This window comes from Moraxella sp. ZY210820, assembly GCF_030674635.1.
Classification (GTDB): Bacteria; Pseudomonadota; Gammaproteobacteria; order Pseudomonadales; family Moraxellaceae; genus Acinetobacter.
The window spans coordinates 26,132-42,797 of sequence record NZ_CP089978.1 but is presented as its reverse complement, the minus strand read 5'-3'; the positions used below and the strand labels follow the sequence as shown (position 1 = coordinate 42,797).

Here is a 16,666-nt window from a genome sequence, read left to right as displayed (position 1 = left end):
AATAAGAAAATAGGTTAATACTCATCATATTAACCTATTTTTATTGTCTTATTTAAGTAAATTAAATCGCGTCATTGCCTACTTCGCCTGTACGAATACGAATCACTTGCTCTAAATTGCTCACAAAAATTTTACCATCGCCGATTTTTCCTGTACTAGCAACATTTAAAATAGCTTCAATCACGGCATCTAACATTTCATCAGCAATTGCCACTTCAATTTTAATTTTAGGTAGAAAATCTACCACATATTCCGCTCCACGATACAATTCTGTATGTCCTTTTTGACGTCCAAATCCTTTTACTTCCGTTACTGTAATGCCTTGTACGCCAATTTCTGATAATGCTTCACGCACATCGTCCAATTTAAATGGTTTTACAATCGCAGTTACTAATTTCATGGCTTTGCTCCAATCGCAATATCACATAATAAAATAGCTATATCATACATCACATAAATATCTTGCTTCAACTAAGAAGTGCAATACTGTAAAAAAAGAGTTAAAATATAGCATATGCGATTTGCATATTGTTTAAATCTGCCTATAGGTAAAGTCAAATGTTTACAGGTATTATTGAAAGTGTTGGTACGGTAAAAAGTTTACAGCGTATCGATGGTGATGTACGCATTCAAATTGCGGTGGGTGGATTAGATATGTCCGATGTCAAATTAGGCGATTCCATTGCGACAAGCGGAATTTGTTTAACCGTGATTGATTTTGGAACGGATTGGTTTAGTGCGGATATATCAGTAGAAAGTTTAAACCGTACCATTGTACAAAATTGGCGAGTTGGCACACGGGTTAATTTGGAAAAAGCACTGTTACCAACCACACGTCTAGGCGGACATATTGTCAGTGGTCATGTTGATGGCGTAGCTGAAATCAGTTTAAAACGTCAAGATGCACGTTCAATCTATTTTGAAGTTACTTGTCCGACTACATTAGCAAAATATTTATCAGAAAAAGGCTCTATTACCATTGACGGTATTAGTTTAACCATTAACCATTTACGTGGAAATATTGTCAGTTTAAATTTAGTACCACATACCGCAGAAAAAACCACAATTGGTGAATGGCAAGTGGGAACTAAAGTGAATATTGAAGTTGATGTATTGGCACGCTATATTGAGCGATTATTATTGGGCGATAAAGCGTGTCAAACATCGCCATCGTCTAATATTGATATGGCATTTTTAGCTCAACATGGTTTTATGAAATAATTCAATAATTTAGGGCGATATTTAATTATCGCCCTAATTCACTTTAATCTATCCCTGCCCACGATAAGACAGAGCTTCAGATAAATGCGTATTTTGTATCATTTCACTACCTGCTAAATCGGCAATAGTACGAGCCACACGTAACACACGATGATAAGCTCGAGCCGATAAATTTAAGCGTTGTTGAGCCATACTAATCAATTGTTTACAATTATCATCAAGCAATGCCACTTGCTGTAATTGTTGTGGCGATAAATGTTGATTTAAGCAGTTTTGACGTTGCATTTGTAATTGATAGGCTTTAATCACACGCTGTCTAACCACTTCAGAACTTTCACCTGATTGTGCGTCTTGTAATTCATTGGCATTGAGTGGCGGCACATCAATATGTAAATCAATACGGTCTAATAATGGGCCTGAAATACGATTTTGATAACGTTTAATCGCTTCGGCAGAGCATTGACAACGATGGTCTTGATTAAACGCATAACCACACGGACAAGGGTTCATTGCAGCCACTAATTGAAAATCAGCAGGATAGGTAATTTGTCGTGTCGCTCGTGAAATGACGATTTCTTTACTTTCTAATGGCTGACGTAAAACTTCCAAAACTTTACGGTCAAACTCGGGTAATTCATCTAAAAATAGCACGCCCAAATGCGATAGCGTAATTTCCCCTGGTTTAGGGTGAGAGCCACCACCGACCAAAGCAATCGCCGATGCAGTATGATGGGGTGCTCGAAATGGGCGTAAGCCAAATTGATAAGGTTGATTTGCAATCGAATAAATACTCGCTACTTGCAAACTTTCTTGGCTATTTAATGGTGGTAAAATACTCGGCAAACGTGATGCCAACAAGGTTTTTCCTGTCCCTGGTGGACCTTTAAATAATAATGAATGACCGCCAGCCGCTGCAATTTCTAAAGCACGGCGTGGACGTAATTGACCTTTCACATCAGCCAAATCTAAATGATAAGCACTTGGCTGTGGGCGAGTTTTTGGCTCATAAGTCGATAAACGTTGTGTACCAATTAAATGCTCACATACATCTTTTAAATGTTTAACCGCCAAAATATTTAAGCCTTCAAGCTGACTCGCCTCATCGGCATTATCTTGTGGTAAAATCAGCGTACGTCCTGCCTGTTGGCAAGCGATGGCAATACTTAAACTACCTGTTGTTGGACGTAAATAGCCATCTAAAGCCAATTCGCCTATACATTCAAAATCAGGGTCAGATAATTCAGGTAGCTGCCCCGATGCTATCAAAATTCCTAAAGCAATGGGTAAATCTAAACGTGAACCATCTTTGGGTAAATCGGCAGGTGCTAAATTAATGGTTAAACGTTTGGTCGGAAACTGAAAACCGCTATTGATAATAGCAGAGCGTACACGGTCTTTACTTTCACGCACCGCAGCTTCAGGCAACCCCACAATGGTTAATGATGGTAAGCCCTGACTTAAATGCACTTCAACTTCAATCAATGGTGCGTGTAATCCTAGCACACCACGTGTATAGATTTTGGCAAATGACATCGCTATATCACTATATTATTGATTTTTTTCTGCTAACTGTTGCTGTAATTGCTCAAATTGCTGTTGTAAATTAGCCAAACGTTGATTGGCAAGTGCTAAAGCCTGTTGATGACGTTGTAATTCTTCTTTCGATACAATATCCATTTTTTCAATACTTTCGCTCAATAAAGCACGCACATTATGCTCAAAATCTTTTTTAGGCTGTTCAAATTGCTGTAAAATACGTTGTACTAAAGGCTCAATCATGATACTTTACTCATTAAAATAAAACACATTATCGCACCAATATTTAGAATTTTCCAGTAAATAATGCAACAAAATCATTTATTTCAAACGGGTTTGCTTTTGCTCAGCATAAAAATACAAAATAATACCACTCATCGCAATACATACGCCAATCAACATTTTCACAGTTAAAACTTCATTATTTAGCCAAGAACCAACGATTAATGCAATCATCGGTGTCATGATATTACTTAAGGCAAATGTTGATGGTTTAATACGTGGAATCAACCAAAAATAGCAAAAAACAGCAAGAATAGATGAAAAAATTACCGTATAAAAAAATCCAAAGAGTGATTTCCATTGCGGTATTTGTTGCGGAAGTTCCGACCAAATAAAGGGCACTAGCAAAAAACTTCCTAACATTGAAATGAATAATGCTCCCGTCGTTTGTGCCATAGCAGATACAGGGGCTTTAATTTTTTTCACTAAAAATATAGAACAAGTATAAAAAATAATACTGGCAAATAATAAGCCCACACCAATGGGTTTTACTTGCGTTTGTGTTGGGTCTGCGAAAATAAATACCAATCCACTCACACCAAATATCATGCCAACCCATTGTAATAGCGATAATTTTTGTGTTTTAAAAATAAAATAGCCCATTAACCCTGCAATTAAAGGCGAAAAACCATACAATAAAACCATTAATCCAGAAGTCAAATAGGGTACTGAAAAATAAATTAACATTTGAGCAATAATAATATTTAAGCTTCCTGCTAAATAACTTTGTATCGCAAGTTTATCTAAAGGTAAACGCTCTTTAAGAAAGATTAAAATCATCAAACATAAAACAGAAGCACAAATATAGCGAAAAATTAATGCCCAAATTGGATATATGTCTTGTAATGTCCAAACAATTGCTAAAGGCGTAGTTGCCCATATAAATACCAAAATACTATAAATAATAATCAACGATATTTTTTGATTAATGAACATACTATTTTCCACATTTACTCAGATATTAAAATAAAATAGACCTAAATCTGGATTTAGGTCTATTGACTCTTTAGATATGAACTCTATTACACTTTCTTTAAATCAACACTTAAATCCAATAATTTATCTAATTCAAATACACGTTTTTGTGCAACCATCTTTTTTAGATGACGCATATCCTTTGCCTGATTAACGGTAATTCCTGCGACAATTGTGCCATCATCTACACCAAATAAAATAAAGTTTGGCTGTTCATGATTAATCTCTCCACGAATATACCATTGTTGAGCTGACATATCACCAACAAACTGAATGTTAATATTGTATTGATCTGTCCAAAACCATGCTGGATTAAAACTTGGAATATCCAATCCTAAAGCATGAGCAGCAAAAAGGGCTGCTTGATTATTAGCATTTTCCCATGTTTCAACACGGCGATATGAACCATCAGCTTGTTGTTGAATAGTAACATCACCAGCTGCATAAATATCTGGATCAGAAGTTTGACCAAACTGATTAATTTTTATCGCAAAATCAACATCAAGTCCTGCATTTTGAGCTAATTGTACATTTGGAATAATACCAATACCGTAAATGACTGCATCGCCAGTGAGTTGCTCACCATCCGTTAAGGTTAAAACCACTTGTCCATCACATAATTCAGCTTGGCTAATTTGAGTCAATAAACGAATATCCACACCTTGTTTACGATGTTGCTCTAATAAAAATTCACTCAAAATAGCAGGTGAAGAACGTCCCATCACCGTTGTTCCTTGTTCTAATACCGTTACTTGGCAATTTTTACTTCTCGCACTAGAAGCTAATTCTAAACCAATTACACCGCCACCAACAATGAGAATTTTTTTACCCTCTTGGAAAATAGGAATAAGTGCTTGTGCATCTTCAACATTACGTAAAGTATAAACATGCTTTTCTAGTGCATCAAGCATTGGTAAACGGCGTACCGAACCACCTGTAGCAAGTAATAATTTTGAATAATGTAACATTTCACCATTTTCTAATTGAATACGATGTTCAGATGGAAATAAAGCTGTTACTGCTTGATGGCGAATAAATTGTACATTGAATTCATCGAGTTTTTGTTGTGATAAAATCTCGATTTTGGTTTCATCAGGTTTTAAAATCGCATCTTTGGATAATGGTGGACGTTCATAAGGTAGATGATTTTCATCGCCCACAAGTACAATTTTTCCTTGATATTGATTTGCACGCAGAGCAATAATAGCACTTGCACCTGCTTGACCTGCACCCACAATTACAATCGATTCGCTCATCTTTAAGATTCCTTATTTCAAATCTGCTGTTACCATTGCAAAGCCTGCAATCCATTCAGAAATAGGCTCATAACAATGAATGGTTGTATCATACTGACCAATTTCATTTAAGGCAGCAAAACAAGCCATCCATGTACGCACTTCTTGACCACCACGACCACCTTGCTGACGAATATCAAACTCACTCATTTGTGCAAGTGCATCAAACTCAGCATTTTTTAACTTTTCTAATAAGCCTTTATCCCATTCTTCATCAAGTGGTAAAGAAATCGTCGTATCACCTGCAGCTAAACGTTGTCCTACACCAATCACACGTTCTTGGCGTGCCTGACGTGCTTCTGGTGTTGGGTTACGTCCAGCAATTAAAAACTCTTCTACTTCAGGTGGTACAGAACCCATTTGTGGTGTAGGTGGATCATGTGATAAACCGCCTGTACCTAACAACAATACACGCTCTTTATCTAAATCCAATGTTTTTAAGAAAGAACCTACCGCTCGACCTAAAGCAATTGTGCGTTTTGTTGTTGGTAATGGTACAGCTGCCGCATTCACAAAAATAGGAATAATTGGATAACGATCCGTTTGCCCATCAAACATTAAATGTAATGGTTGTGTAATCCCATGATCTGCTTGCATACGATAAGAATATGCCGTATCTATACCTTCATCAAGCACATGACGTACCATGTTTAATGCAATATCTTCTGGCACATCTAAATGACCGCCATAGCCCCAATCACCCACTGCGGTCGCACGCACACCTATACAAAAACTTGGCATTAAATCATAGAAAAAACCATTAAAATGATCAGGACCAACCACCACAATTAAAGTTGGGTTATAATCCTTAACGATTTGTCCAAATTTAACAAAAGTTTCATTCACCACATCTTCTTGACGTTTATCTCGTGGTGAAACATGTCCCATCAATGGACTATGTGATACACACATTAATTTAACTGACATAATATCTCCTTTCGTAAGCATAAAATGACGTTATTCAAAACGTCCTAGATTCGGCTGACGTAAACCACGAATCCCTAAACCACAATCAGCGTTAATAATTACCCCAGTCAGTGGGCGATTATTTTCACGAGAAGCCAATAGGACATATGAGCCTGTCATCTCTTCAACTTCAGGCAAAAATTTTAAAGGCATACCTTGTCCAATTTTAGTCATATCACGGGCATCAAGTAAGCCTACATTTTCCTGCCCCAAAGCAGATGTACCTTTAACATTGGCATTCATACCTGATGGAGCGACCGCATTGACACGGATTTTCGGTGCTAATTCATAGGCTAACTCTCGTACCAAACCTACACCAGCATGCTTTGAAGCTGTATATGCAGGACCACCACCAGAAGGATAAAAAGCGGCATTTGATAAAGTGAAAATCATGGAACCTTCAGTTTTAATCAGTTCATCAAGTGCTGCTTTAGCACCTAATAAATAACCTTTAGTATTAATATCAACCACTTCATCAAATACTTTTTCTAGTTGTTCACCAGTCAATGTCAGAATATCTGCATAATGATCCCAAATACCTGCATTACCAATAAAACAATCTAATCGACCGAAACGTGCAACTACAGCCTGAACTGCTTTGACATTATCATCATATTTAGCAACATCCCCAACAACAGCAACGACTTCACCATTGTACTTCGCCAATACTTCATCAACTTTTTGTTGTGAACGTTGCAAAATACCAACTTTCGCACCTTCTTTTAAAAAACGATCGACCAATGCCAAGCCAAGTCCTGAGCCACCACCTGTGATAAGTACCACTTGATTCTCTAGCCAACCCATTGTCATACTCCTGACATATCTACATATAAAGCATCATCTTCAATCAATACAGGGAATGTTTGGATTGGATCTGTTGCAGGTAAGCATAATGCTTGTCCTGTTTCTAGGCAGAAACGAGCAGCATGTAATGGGCATTCAACAGAGCCATCATCCTCAATATAACCTTCAGACATTGAAGCATTACCATGACTACAACGATCATTCATTGCAAAGAACTTACCATTAGCATGGAATACTGCAAGGGCTTCGATACCCTTGATGCCACAGTCTACTTTCAGTGCTTCGCCTTCATCTAATTCGTCAATTTGACAAACAAAAATTTTTTCACTCATTAGAAGAACACACTCAAGTTATGGGTTGTATAAGTTGCTTGATCAAGCGTAATTTCTCGTTTGCAAATTTGCCAACCTAAACCATCTTCCACTTTACGGATACGGTCTTCACGCTTACCCACATAAATCGCAATATCTTTCTCTTTTTGTGAACGATAAAGCAAGTAATTGGTAAATACATGATATTCTCCTACTACATCGGTTTCTTCTACACGAATATTTGTGATTAAATGACGTGTACGTGATGGTGGTTCTTCTGCCCATGCCATACCTGTTTCTAAGCGAGCTACACGGCGTTCAAGCAAATGCTTAGTATCATTAAAAACCCATGTTGATGGCGGAGCTACACTACGACGACGGTCACGTGTTTGTGCATTGGTAATTGTACGCAGGGTATAATGAATATCTTCCGCTAAAACATCTAACCAAGCACGAAAATCCCAATCATCAATCATTTGAGCTTCAGCATACATAAATTGGCTAATTTCATGATAAAGCTCAATATTTACTGTTTTGATTGCACTCATTTACCCATTACCTCCTGTTCAAAGGCTTCAGATGCTTTATCAACATCTTCCCATTTTTCATGAATTAATAAATCAGCCCAACGACGATACAATGCACGTGCTGCCGTTTCAGAGAAAATATAATTGGTAATACCTGGAATACCATCATCACGGATTTTCTCATTGCCTAAGCCCATTTTTAAAATCAATGGTGTTTGACGTGCTTTATAACCACGTAAAATCTTTTGAATTTCAATCCAGTTTTCAGAGTCATCTTGTTCTAAGAAACCAGCAGGACCAAAAGCACGTGTTGCAGAGCGTTCAAATGCTTCTTTAACATGTTGTGGTGCCTCTTTATCTGCAATACAGAATGCCCAAACCTCTGTTTTATTTGGTCCACGTGGGTGCCAAATACGTAAAGTTGCTGTACCATTTAACCATGATAAAGTTGGAAACATATTGTTATGTCCTGCTAAACGTAGGGCACGACGTTCGCCTAAACGTTCTTTTGCTTCTTCATAGGTTTCACGGAAATAATTAGCCACTTCACCATCAACCCAAACATTTGCATCTGGTTTTTCAGTAAAGAAGAACCCTGAACCATGACCACGCTGACCATATTGCACAGCATCTTTTGCAGTTTCCCATACTGGACGAGCAGTTTGAGCTGCTCCAAGTTGTTTACTAGCATCATCATCTGGCTTAGCACCAAGTACTTGTACTGCTGAAGCATGCGAAAATAATGCATGATATTGGTCAGAGGCAAATTGTTCCGCAGCAAATTTCCAATTACATTCAATTTCCCACTTATGGATACCACCAACGATTTCTGTACCACCTTCACGACGATCAAGTACACCATCGAGATACCATGCTATATCCCCCATATAAGTTTCTAAATCTGGCGTTTCTTCACTCCAACAACCAAAAATTAAACCCTTATAAGTTGCTACACGATTCACTTCAATCAATCCCCATTTTTCTTTACATGCAGAATTTTCAGGGAATGCACGATCTTCTAAAGGAATATCTTTGAGTGAACCATCGGTACCATATGACCAACCATGATAAGGGCAAGTAAAGGCACGTGTATTACCACAATCAGCATAACTCACACGCATAGAACGGTGGCGACATTGATTCAATAGTGCTTTAATTGAGCCATCTTTTTGGCGTACTACAATAATAGGATCTTCACCCATATAAGTATTGAAGAAATCACCAGCTTTTGGAATTTGGCTCTCATGACATAAAAATAACCAACAACGTCCAAAAATACGCTCTAGCTCTAATTCATACAACGCTGGGTCAGTATAAATGGACGGTGAAATATGTCCGTTTCGTGCATCGACTAAAGCATCGATTTGTTGCACATCAATTTTTCCACTCATAATTACACTCCTGCTAATATCTATCAAAACAGATTTGGCTTGGTGTTGATAATGACGATAAATTGCATTTTAGTGAAATATTTTATATGTTTTGATTAAGATATTTTTTCAATAATTATTCTATTCTCATCAAACGCTATCAAACTGATTAATTAGACAAAATCATCGGATTTAACGCTGTATAGTCAGGGAATACGCCATATTTAAAGTATACTAATTCAACCTAAAAATTGGTACAGGCTTGTAGGGGCAAATCACATTTGCCCTTATGCAAACCTTGTGTTTATTGGGCGAATATGATTCGCCCCTACGACACAATGGTGAATGTTGTACCAGCTCTTAAGTTTTTTGACTATATATAAATTCTACGTTATAAGTGATTTGGATAGACATAAATCATCAGACTAAAGTTGGTATTTTTTATTTTAAAATCAATTATATAAAATATAGACTACGTCATATTTAAATTATCTAAATAAAATAATATACTTTTTTATTTAATATAAAAAACAATAGGTTATTTAGATATAAAGCATTTAACGATAATTATTTATATTTATATCCATGGAATGACGGAAATTTTTATCTAACTTGGAAACTTTAGTCTTATTTAATTTAAATAGAAAATATCGATATTATCCACTCATAAATCTTCGTATCACACAAATGAGGTTATGATGACTATACAAGTTCCAAATTACCAAACCGATGCCTTTTTTGGCTTGGAAGACAAATGGATTGAAACCGCTGAAGGTGAATTAACCCACTATCATGAAGTAGGGACAGGGACACCTATCTTATTTTTACACGGTTCAGGCACAGGTGTATCAGCAGCTGCAAACTGGTGGTTGAATTTGCCAAAACTTGCAGAAGTTGGACGTTGTATTGCCATTGATTCTATTGGTTATGGACAAACGATTGTTGCTCCTAATACTGCATATGGTATCCGTGCATGGGTAGACCATGCTGTACGTGTATTAGATGCGTTGGGCATTGAAAAAACATGGATTGTAGGCAACTCATTAGGCGGTTGGTTAGCATTCCAATTTGCTTTAGATTATCCAGAACGTTTACTGGGTATCGTTTCTATGGGGACAGGTGGTGCAAAACAAACTGCGGCATTAAAAGCTCATTCAAATCCTGTATTAACGCATGAAGGTATTCGCAATACTTTAGAAATGTTCGTGGTTGATAAATCATTAGTAACAGATGAATTAGTCAAAGTACGTTTTGAAGCTGCACAGAATGATTATGCATCTGACCGTCTACATGATGTTGTGGCAGCTCGTGATCGTGATCGCTTTGAATTCCCACTTGATTTTGACAAAATGAAAAATATTACAGTACCTGTATTATTAATTCATGGAACACAAGATGTCGTTATTCCTGTATCTCGCACTTGGGATATTTTAAATATTGTACCAAATGCAGATGCACATATTTTTAGTCAATGTGGTCATTGGTCTCAAGTGGAAAAAGCTGATGAATTTAATACAGTAGTTAAAAACTATTTATTAAAACATAGTGTATAACCCCATTTATATTCTCTGATTATCAAAAAATACAAGCAATAATCATTGCTTGTATTTTTTATTTTCCATAAAATAATGGCCTAATTTTGAAATGGATTTAAATGAAATACTTGATTTAAATGCTGTATAAAATGTTTTACCGTAATCAAATCAGTATTTTTACGATAACTCACATATAAATCAAAAAAAGGTAAATCCGCATCTAATGGTCTTGTTACTGTTTTCATTGCTAAAGGGACAATATATTCAGGCAAAATAGTACATCCTAACCCCATTGCAATCGAATTAATATTAAACAAGATATTTTCTGCCTCTTGAACAATATTAAATTGAATATTATGTTGTTGTGCAAAGTTTAATATCTTATGATGTAACGGAGATGATGTTAATGCTGATGGTATCACAAAATCTATATCATTTAATTCAGATAATGGAATACGTTTATAACGTGTTAAAGGATGGTTTTCTGGTAATAAAAAAACCAATGGATCTCTTAATACAAAGTGACTTTGAATATCTTCATCAGAAATACTTTCTCGCAATAATGCCAAATCAATTTTACCAGCACGCAATTGTTCAATTTGTTCAGCATGATTTAAGCTTAACAAATTAATTTTCAAATCAGGATGTTGTACTCTTAACTGTGGTATCACATAAGGGAAAATTTTCATCTCTGCTACAGGCACAAAACCTATACTCAACACTTGTTGCTTCGATTTAGATACTTGTCTAGCCATTTGCACAGCCTTTTCTGCTTGAGCTAAGGTATGTTTAGCTTGTTCTAAAAAGACGGTACCTTCTTCTGTGAGTTCAACTTTACGTTTGGTACGGTGAAATAATTGTACCCCAACATAATCTTCTAAATCTTTAATTTGCTGACTTAGAGATGGTTGAGCTGTATATAGCTTCTCTGCTGCTCGACTAAAGTTTAACTCTTTAGCGACCATCACAAAATAACGAAGATGACGTAATTCCATCAATATTCTCCACAAACAACTTTTACATTTTGGCGGTTAGCGAATGTCATTCTATAACATATACAATATTGGCAATTTGCTAGATATCGTGATGTTTATAGAATGCGTTGCAATCAATAAAATCCTTCCTTTAAATAAGTTAAAAAACTTATATGTTTCCATCATTTCACATGACGGAATCATTGAGCATGACTTATTTATATCATAATTATCATTAGTTTAGTTAAAATTTATCATTTTGGTAAGACATATTAAATATAAATTAATTGGAAAAATATCTTAATAATAGGACATATCAACATACGCCCTATTATCTGATTAAATAAGTATACAAATACAATATGATTAAGATTTATTTTGCTTTCATCATAGTTAATGCAAGGTCTTCAATCATATCTTCTTGACCGCCTACTGTACTACGACGACCTAACTCTAAGATAATTTCTCGAGCAGATACACCATATTTTTCTTCAGCACGTTTAGCAAACCATAAGAAAGATGAATATACACCAGCATAGCCTAAAGTCGCAGCATCACGATCTGCACGAATTGGATTTAACATCATTGGAATGACTAAATCTTCCGCAACATCTTGAACTTTAAATAAATCTACTCCTGTTTCAATCCCCATACGATTTGCAACTGCAATAAATAATTCAAGCGGCGTATTCCCAGCACCAGCACCGAGACCTGCTGCCGCTAAATCAACACGTTTTGCTCCCATTTCAACAGCCATCACAGTATTAGCAACGCCCATACCTAAATTGTGATGTCCGTGAAAGCCGATTTCAATCTCACTATCTAAATGCTCACGCAATAAACCAATACGAGCTTTGACATCTTCAGGTAGCATATAACCAGCAGAATCAGTAACATAGATACAGTTTGCACCATAAGAGACCATCAATTTGGCTTGTTCTAAAAGCTGTTCAGGTGTTGCCATATGTGCCATCATCAAAAAGCCCACCGTATCCAAGCCTAATTTACGTCCCATACCAATATGTTGTTCAGAAACATCGGCTTCGGTACAATGAGTTGCCACACGAATAGTTGAAATACCGATATCAGCTGCCATTTTTAAATGATCAACTGTGCCAATCCCAGGTAAAAGTAAAGCGGAAATTTTTGCCTGTTTCATACGTGGAATTACGGCTGATAGATACTGTTCATCAGTTGCTGCAGCAAAACCATAGTTTACTGAACTACCGCCCAAACCATCTCCATGTGTTACTTCAATGAGAGGCACACCTGCTTCATCTAAAGCTGTGGAAATAGCAATCATTTGCTCAATCGTTGTTTGATGACGCTGTGGGTGCATACCATCACGCAAGGTCATATCGTGCACAATAATTTTAGACATGAAAAATCTCCTTAAGCGTCCGTTGCCAATAAACGTTCCGCAAACATTTCTGCTGTGCGTGCTGCGGCTGCTGTCATAATATCAAGATTACCCGCATATTTTGGTAGATAATCACCCAAACCTTCTACTTGTAAGAAAATGGAAACACGGTTGCCATCAAAAATTGGACCATTGACTAAAGTATAACCTGGTACATATTTTTGCACTTCTGCAATCATGTCTAGTACTGATTGCGTAATTTTTTCTTGGTCTGGTTCGCCTTCAACTAAACAATGTACTGTATCACGCATAATTAATGGTGGTTCCGCAGGGTTAATGATAATAATCGCTTTACCTTGTTTAGCATTACCTACTTTTTCAATCGCTCCTGCAGTCGTACGTGTAAATTCATCAATATTTTTACGTGTACCTGGACCTACAGATTTCGTAGAAACCGTTGCGATAATTTCAGCATATTCCACAGATTGTACACGAGAAATCGCGGCAACCATTGGAATTGTTGCTTGTCCGCCACATGTTACCATATTCACATTTGGTAATTCACCAGCATCTAATAAATCATTTAAATTCACAGGTGGAACACAAAATGGACCTATTGCAGCAGGTGTTAAATCAATCATTTGCACACCTAACTCATTCAGTTTACGACTATTTTCTGCATGTACATAAGCTGATGTTGCATCAAAAGCAATTTTTATCTCATCTTCAACTACATGGGGTAATAAACCATCAACACCATCAGCAGTTACTTTTAATCCCATTTGTTTTGCTCGGGCTAAACCTTCAGATGTAGGGTCAATACCCACCATCCAAACTGGCTCAAGTACTGGACTGCGTTGTAATTTATATAATAAATCGGTACCAATATTACCTGGACCAATTAATGCACATTTAATTTTACCCATATTTACGATTCCCCATCTGAAAAACGTGTACTCAGCGTATCAAAACCATCAATTTCAACAATAAATTCATCGCCTGCTTGTACTACAACCATTGGACCTAATGCACCTGTCAGTACAATATCTCCTGCTAATAATGGACGACCACGACGAACCATTTCATCAGCTAACCATACTGCTGCATTCATCGGATTTGCTAAACAGGCTTTACCCGAACCCTGTGATACTACTTCACCTGCACGTGTCATCTTCATTTTACAATTCACTAAATCAAGTTGTTCCAATAATACAGGACGTGAACCTAATACGAATGCTGCAGATGATGCATTATCCGCAACAGTATCAATTAATGAAATTTTCCAATTTTCAATACGACTATCTACAATTTCAATAGCAGGCAAGGCATAAGCCGTTGCATTAATAATATCAGCATAAGTATGCTTGTTGTGTGTTAAATCTGACTTGAGTACTAAAGCAATTTCTGCTTCAACTTTTGCCTGAATAAAACGTTGAAATGGTACTAATTCGCCATCACCATATGCCATATCAGCAAATAACATACCAAAATCAGGATTATCAACTCCCAATTGCTTTTGTACCGCAACTGATGTTAAACCAATTTTACGACCAACTAAACGACGACCTTGTGCTAAAGCACGTTGCGTATTAATTTCTTGTACAGCATAGGCATCATCAACATTCGCTTGTTCACCACCTAAGGCTGGCTTAATCGGTGCAATAGCTTGTTGTGAATTTTCAGCTTGCCATAATGCTGTCGCTGTAGATTCAATAATAGGATTTGACATGGTAGAGTCCTTTTTAAATATCAAGACAATTTAGATATTAGTTATAATGAAAAAAAAGTACCTAAAATACCAATATTTTTTTTCTTTTAATTAATAGAAATCGTCTATTAAACATCTCATTTCTTTTTTAATGAAAAATAGTAGATTAAAAAATATAAAATTATCATCTAAATCTAAATATTAATTTATAATAATTATCATTTACTTAACTTCATGACAATCTTGATACAAATTGTGTTATACAAAATTAAAAGATTTTAATTGTTTTTAAGACTAAATTCATTTCATCATTTAATCTATTTTTTATATTAATCTCTCAGCATTCACCCTTTAAATACATGGTTATTATCATACATAGAGATAAAATATATCGACTTAAAAAATATATTGATTATAAATTTGATAAAAATACTCGGAATTATATACCTATTTTCTGTTTATGCATTAGTGATAATATAACTTAAGTCTAATTAAGAAAATAATTCAGTTTATCCTATGATAAAAGGACATTTTCCCTGAGTATAAAAGGATTTGAAATATGAATTCTTTAGATAAAAAACATGCCATCATTACTGTTGCTATTTGCTTTATTATTGCAGTCATTGAAGGTATTGATATCCAAGCTGCTGGTATTGCTGGCGTTGCAATCGGTGAGCATTTTGGTTTAGATAAATCACAATTAGGTGTCTTCTTTAGTGCAGGCATTTTAGGATTATTACCGGGTGGTCTCATTGGTGGACGTTTCGCAGACCAAATTGGTCGTAAAAAAGTTCTTATTTGGTCTGTAGCTGTCTTTGCGATTTTTACCTTAATGACTGTTTGGGTAGAATCATTCTACAGTTTATTAGCAGTACGCTTCTTAGCCGGTGCAGGTTTAGGGGCAGCTATGCCAAATTTAATTGCCTTAGCAGCAGAATCTGTTACTGAACAAAATCGTGGTCGTGCAGTAACTTTAATGTATGCAGGTATGCCTTTAGGTGCGGCTCTTATCTCATTTATTGCACGTTTAGACATTGGTGCAGATTGGAAAAATATTTTCTATATTGGTGGTTTTGCTCCACTAATTGTTATTCCACTAATGATTTGGTTCTTACCAGAATCTAAAGTATTCTTAGCAGAAAAAGATAGCCAAACTAAAGCAACTGAAAATGAAGCACCTAAAGAGGGTCTATTTAAGAAATTATTTGGACGTGAGCATATCAGTAAAACACTATTATTAGGAGTTAGCTATTTTCTAACCTTAATGGTTGTTTATATCATGTTATCATGGTTACCATCATTATTTAAAGAATTAGGTTTTTCTCGCCAACAAGGTAGTACAGCTCAATTTTTCTTTATGATTAGTGCTGCTGTAGGTACAGTCCTTCTAGGTGTATTGCTGGATAGCTGGAAAAAATCTTATGTTATCATCTTAATGTATGGTGGAATCGTATTAGGTTTATTTGGTTTAAACGCTGCTAACAGTCTAAATGAAATGTATATCGCAGCGATTATGTGTGGTGCATTTGTTATTGGTTGTCAAGGTGTACTCTATGCTTTAGGTAGCATGGTTTATCCAACAGATGTACGTGCAACAGGCGTAGGGTTGGTATCATCAATTGGGCGAATTGGTGCAATGATAGGTCCAATGGTTGCTGGTCAATTATTAATGCTGAACTATGGTGCAACAGGTGTAATTTCCGCATGTATTCCTGGTATCATCATTTCAGCCATCTGTATGCTAATTGTGATGCGTAAAACAAACTAAGTAAAACTTTACATTCTCCTAAAAAAACGGCTTA

The 16,666-nt window shown here is 36.1% G+C and carries 17 protein-coding genes; 3 read left to right on the top strand and 14 right to left on the bottom strand.

The features are described 5' to 3' along the window. Positions 1 to 61: 61 nt before the first annotated feature. Positions 62 to 400, bottom strand: a complete 339-nt coding sequence (gene glnK / locus LU301_RS00235; RefSeq protein WP_305271345.1) for a P-II family nitrogen regulator — start codon at positions 398 to 400, stop codon at positions 62 to 64. A 158-nt stretch (positions 401 to 558) separates the two neighbouring features. Here glnK and LU301_RS00230 point away from each other — a divergent pair, with 158 nt between their 5' ends. Further along, positions 559 to 1,221, top strand: coding sequence for a riboflavin synthase (locus tag LU301_RS00230; RefSeq protein WP_305271343.1), 663 nt, complete (start codon positions 559 to 561; stop codon positions 1,219 to 1,221). A 48-nt stretch (positions 1,222 to 1,269) separates the two neighbouring features. Here LU301_RS00230 and LU301_RS00225 read toward each other — a convergent pair whose 3' ends face one another. The 9 genes from LU301_RS00225 to hcaE all read right to left on the bottom strand — a co-directional run bounded on the left by LU301_RS00225 (position 1,270) and on the right by hcaE (position 9,308). Continuing rightward, positions 1,270 to 2,754 (bottom strand): YifB family Mg chelatase-like AAA ATPase, encoded by a 1,485-nt coding sequence (locus LU301_RS00225; RefSeq protein ID WP_305271340.1) that lies wholly within the window; start codon positions 2,752 to 2,754, stop codon positions 1,270 to 1,272. Between the two features lie 15 nt (positions 2,755 to 2,769). Further along, entirely contained in the window at positions 2,770 to 3,000 is a 231-nt protein-coding gene (locus LU301_RS00220) for an accessory factor UbiK family protein (protein ID WP_305271337.1), read from the bottom strand. A gap of 78 nt (positions 3,001 to 3,078) precedes the next feature. After that, positions 3,079 to 3,975 carry a DMT family transporter gene (locus LU301_RS00215; protein WP_305271335.1) on the bottom strand — a complete coding sequence of 299 codons (897 nt, stop codon included), beginning with the start codon at positions 3,973 to 3,975 and terminating at the stop codon, positions 3,079 to 3,081. 86 nt (positions 3,976 to 4,061) lie between these two features. Next, entirely contained in the window at positions 4,062 to 5,270 is a 1,209-nt protein-coding gene (hcaD, locus tag LU301_RS00210; RefSeq protein WP_305271332.1) for a 3-phenylpropionate/cinnamic acid dioxygenase ferredoxin--NAD(+) reductase subunit, read from the bottom strand. Positions 5,271 to 5,282: 12 nt separating this feature from the next. Continuing rightward, entirely contained in the window at positions 5,283 to 6,236 is a 954-nt protein-coding gene (locus LU301_RS00205) for a 3-carboxyethylcatechol 2,3-dioxygenase (RefSeq protein WP_305271329.1), read from the bottom strand. Positions 6,237 to 6,266: 30 nt separating this feature from the next. Beyond that, positions 6,267 to 7,079 (bottom strand): 3-(cis-5,6-dihydroxycyclohexa-1,3-dien-1-yl)propanoate dehydrogenase, encoded by an 813-nt coding sequence (hcaB, locus tag LU301_RS00200; RefSeq protein WP_305271326.1) that lies wholly within the window; start codon positions 7,077 to 7,079, stop codon positions 6,267 to 6,269. Positions 7,080 to 7,081: 2 nt separating this feature from the next. Continuing rightward, positions 7,082 to 7,411 (bottom strand): 3-phenylpropionate/cinnamic acid dioxygenase ferredoxin subunit, encoded by a 330-nt coding sequence (hcaC, locus tag LU301_RS00195; protein ID WP_305271323.1) that lies wholly within the window; start codon positions 7,409 to 7,411, stop codon positions 7,082 to 7,084. Next, a complete protein-coding gene (gene hcaF / locus LU301_RS00190; RefSeq protein WP_370692204.1) occupies positions 7,411 to 7,938 on the bottom strand; it encodes a 3-phenylpropionate/cinnamic acid dioxygenase subunit beta in 528 nt (175 codons plus the stop codon). The genes hcaC and hcaF overlap by 1 nt, the downstream gene beginning before the upstream one ends. Beyond that, entirely contained in the window at positions 7,935 to 9,308 is a 1,374-nt protein-coding gene (gene hcaE / locus LU301_RS00185; protein ID WP_305271320.1) for a 3-phenylpropionate/cinnamic acid dioxygenase subunit alpha, read from the bottom strand. Before hcaE ends, hcaF begins: the two co-directional genes overlap by 4 nt. 674 nt (positions 9,309 to 9,982) lie before the next feature. Between hcaE and LU301_RS00180 the strand changes: the two genes are divergently transcribed. Continuing rightward, on the top strand, positions 9,983 to 10,840 hold the full coding sequence (locus LU301_RS00180) for an alpha/beta fold hydrolase (RefSeq protein ID WP_305271317.1): 858 nt from the start codon (positions 9,983 to 9,985) through the stop codon (positions 10,838 to 10,840). Positions 10,841 to 10,920: 80 nt separating this feature from the next. On the opposite strand, the gene hcaR is transcribed toward LU301_RS00180, so the two are convergent. The 4 genes from hcaR to LU301_RS00160 all read right to left on the bottom strand — a co-directional run bounded on the left by hcaR (position 10,921) and on the right by LU301_RS00160 (position 14,885). Further along, a complete protein-coding gene (hcaR, locus tag LU301_RS00175; protein WP_305271314.1) occupies positions 10,921 to 11,817 on the bottom strand; it encodes a DNA-binding transcriptional regulator HcaR in 897 nt (298 codons plus the stop codon). A gap of 352 nt (positions 11,818 to 12,169) precedes the next feature. Beyond that, positions 12,170 to 13,177 (bottom strand): 4-hydroxy-2-oxovalerate aldolase, encoded by a 1,008-nt coding sequence (gene dmpG / locus LU301_RS00170; protein WP_305271311.1) that lies wholly within the window; start codon positions 13,175 to 13,177, stop codon positions 12,170 to 12,172. An 11-nt stretch (positions 13,178 to 13,188) separates the two neighbouring features. Further along, positions 13,189 to 14,082, bottom strand: coding sequence for an acetaldehyde dehydrogenase (acetylating) (locus LU301_RS00165; protein ID WP_305271309.1), 894 nt, complete (start codon positions 14,080 to 14,082; stop codon positions 13,189 to 13,191). A gap of 2 nt (positions 14,083 to 14,084) precedes the next feature. Next, entirely contained in the window at positions 14,085 to 14,885 is an 801-nt protein-coding gene (locus LU301_RS00160; RefSeq protein ID WP_305271306.1) for a 2-keto-4-pentenoate hydratase, read from the bottom strand. 538 nt (positions 14,886 to 15,423) lie between these two features. Between LU301_RS00160 and mhpT the strand changes: the two genes are divergently transcribed. Beyond that, a complete protein-coding gene (gene mhpT / locus LU301_RS00155; RefSeq protein ID WP_305271303.1) occupies positions 15,424 to 16,632 on the top strand; it encodes a 3-(3-hydroxy-phenyl)propionate transporter MhpT in 1,209 nt (402 codons plus the stop codon). Positions 16,633 to 16,666: the final 34 nt, after the last annotated feature.

What these genes read in the sequence shown, in the direction of transcription:
- glnK (WP_305271345.1), bottom strand. Translation starts at nt 400, where the DNA reads ATGAAATTAGTAACTGCGATTGTAAAACCATTTAAATTGGACGATGTG.
- LU301_RS00230 (WP_305271343.1), top strand. Translation starts at nt 559, where the DNA reads ATGTTTACAGGTATTATTGAAAGTGTTGGTACGGTAAAAAGTTTACAG.
- LU301_RS00225 (WP_305271340.1), bottom strand. Translation starts at nt 2,754, where the DNA reads ATGTCATTTGCCAAAATCTATACACGTGGTGTGCTAGGATTACACGCA.
- LU301_RS00220 (WP_305271337.1), bottom strand. Translation starts at nt 3,000, where the DNA reads ATGATTGAGCCTTTAGTACAACGTATTTTACAGCAATTTGAACAGCCT.
- LU301_RS00215 (WP_305271335.1), bottom strand. Translation starts at nt 3,975, where the DNA reads ATGTTCATTAATCAAAAAATATCGTTGATTATTATTTATAGTATTTTG.
- hcaD (WP_305271332.1), bottom strand. Translation starts at nt 5,270, where the DNA reads ATGAGCGAATCGATTGTAATTGTGGGTGCAGGTCAAGCAGGTGCAAGT.
- LU301_RS00205 (WP_305271329.1), bottom strand. Translation starts at nt 6,236, where the DNA reads ATGTCAGTTAAATTAATGTGTGTATCACATAGTCCATTGATGGGACAT.
- hcaB (WP_305271326.1), bottom strand. Translation starts at nt 7,079, where the DNA reads ATGGGTTGGCTAGAGAATCAAGTGGTACTTATCACAGGTGGTGGCTCA.
- hcaC (WP_305271323.1), bottom strand. Translation starts at nt 7,411, where the DNA reads ATGAGTGAAAAAATTTTTGTTTGTCAAATTGACGAATTAGATGAAGGC.
- hcaF (WP_370692204.1), bottom strand. Translation starts at nt 7,938, where the DNA reads ATGAGTGCAATCAAAACAGTAAATATTGAGCTTTATCATGAAATTAGC.
- hcaE (WP_305271320.1), bottom strand. Translation starts at nt 9,308, where the DNA reads ATGAGTGGAAAAATTGATGTGCAACAAATCGATGCTTTAGTCGATGCA.
- LU301_RS00180 (WP_305271317.1), top strand. Translation starts at nt 9,983, where the DNA reads ATGATGACTATACAAGTTCCAAATTACCAAACCGATGCCTTTTTTGGC.
- hcaR (WP_305271314.1), bottom strand. Translation starts at nt 11,817, where the DNA reads ATGGAATTACGTCATCTTCGTTATTTTGTGATGGTCGCTAAAGAGTTA.
- dmpG (WP_305271311.1), bottom strand. Translation starts at nt 13,177, where the DNA reads ATGTCTAAAATTATTGTGCACGATATGACCTTGCGTGATGGTATGCAC.
- LU301_RS00165 (WP_305271309.1), bottom strand. Translation starts at nt 14,082, where the DNA reads ATGGGTAAAATTAAATGTGCATTAATTGGTCCAGGTAATATTGGTACC.
- LU301_RS00160 (WP_305271306.1), bottom strand. Translation starts at nt 14,885, where the DNA reads ATGTCAAATCCTATTATTGAATCTACAGCGACAGCATTATGGCAAGCT.
- mhpT (WP_305271303.1), top strand. Translation starts at nt 15,424, where the DNA reads ATGAATTCTTTAGATAAAAAACATGCCATCATTACTGTTGCTATTTGC.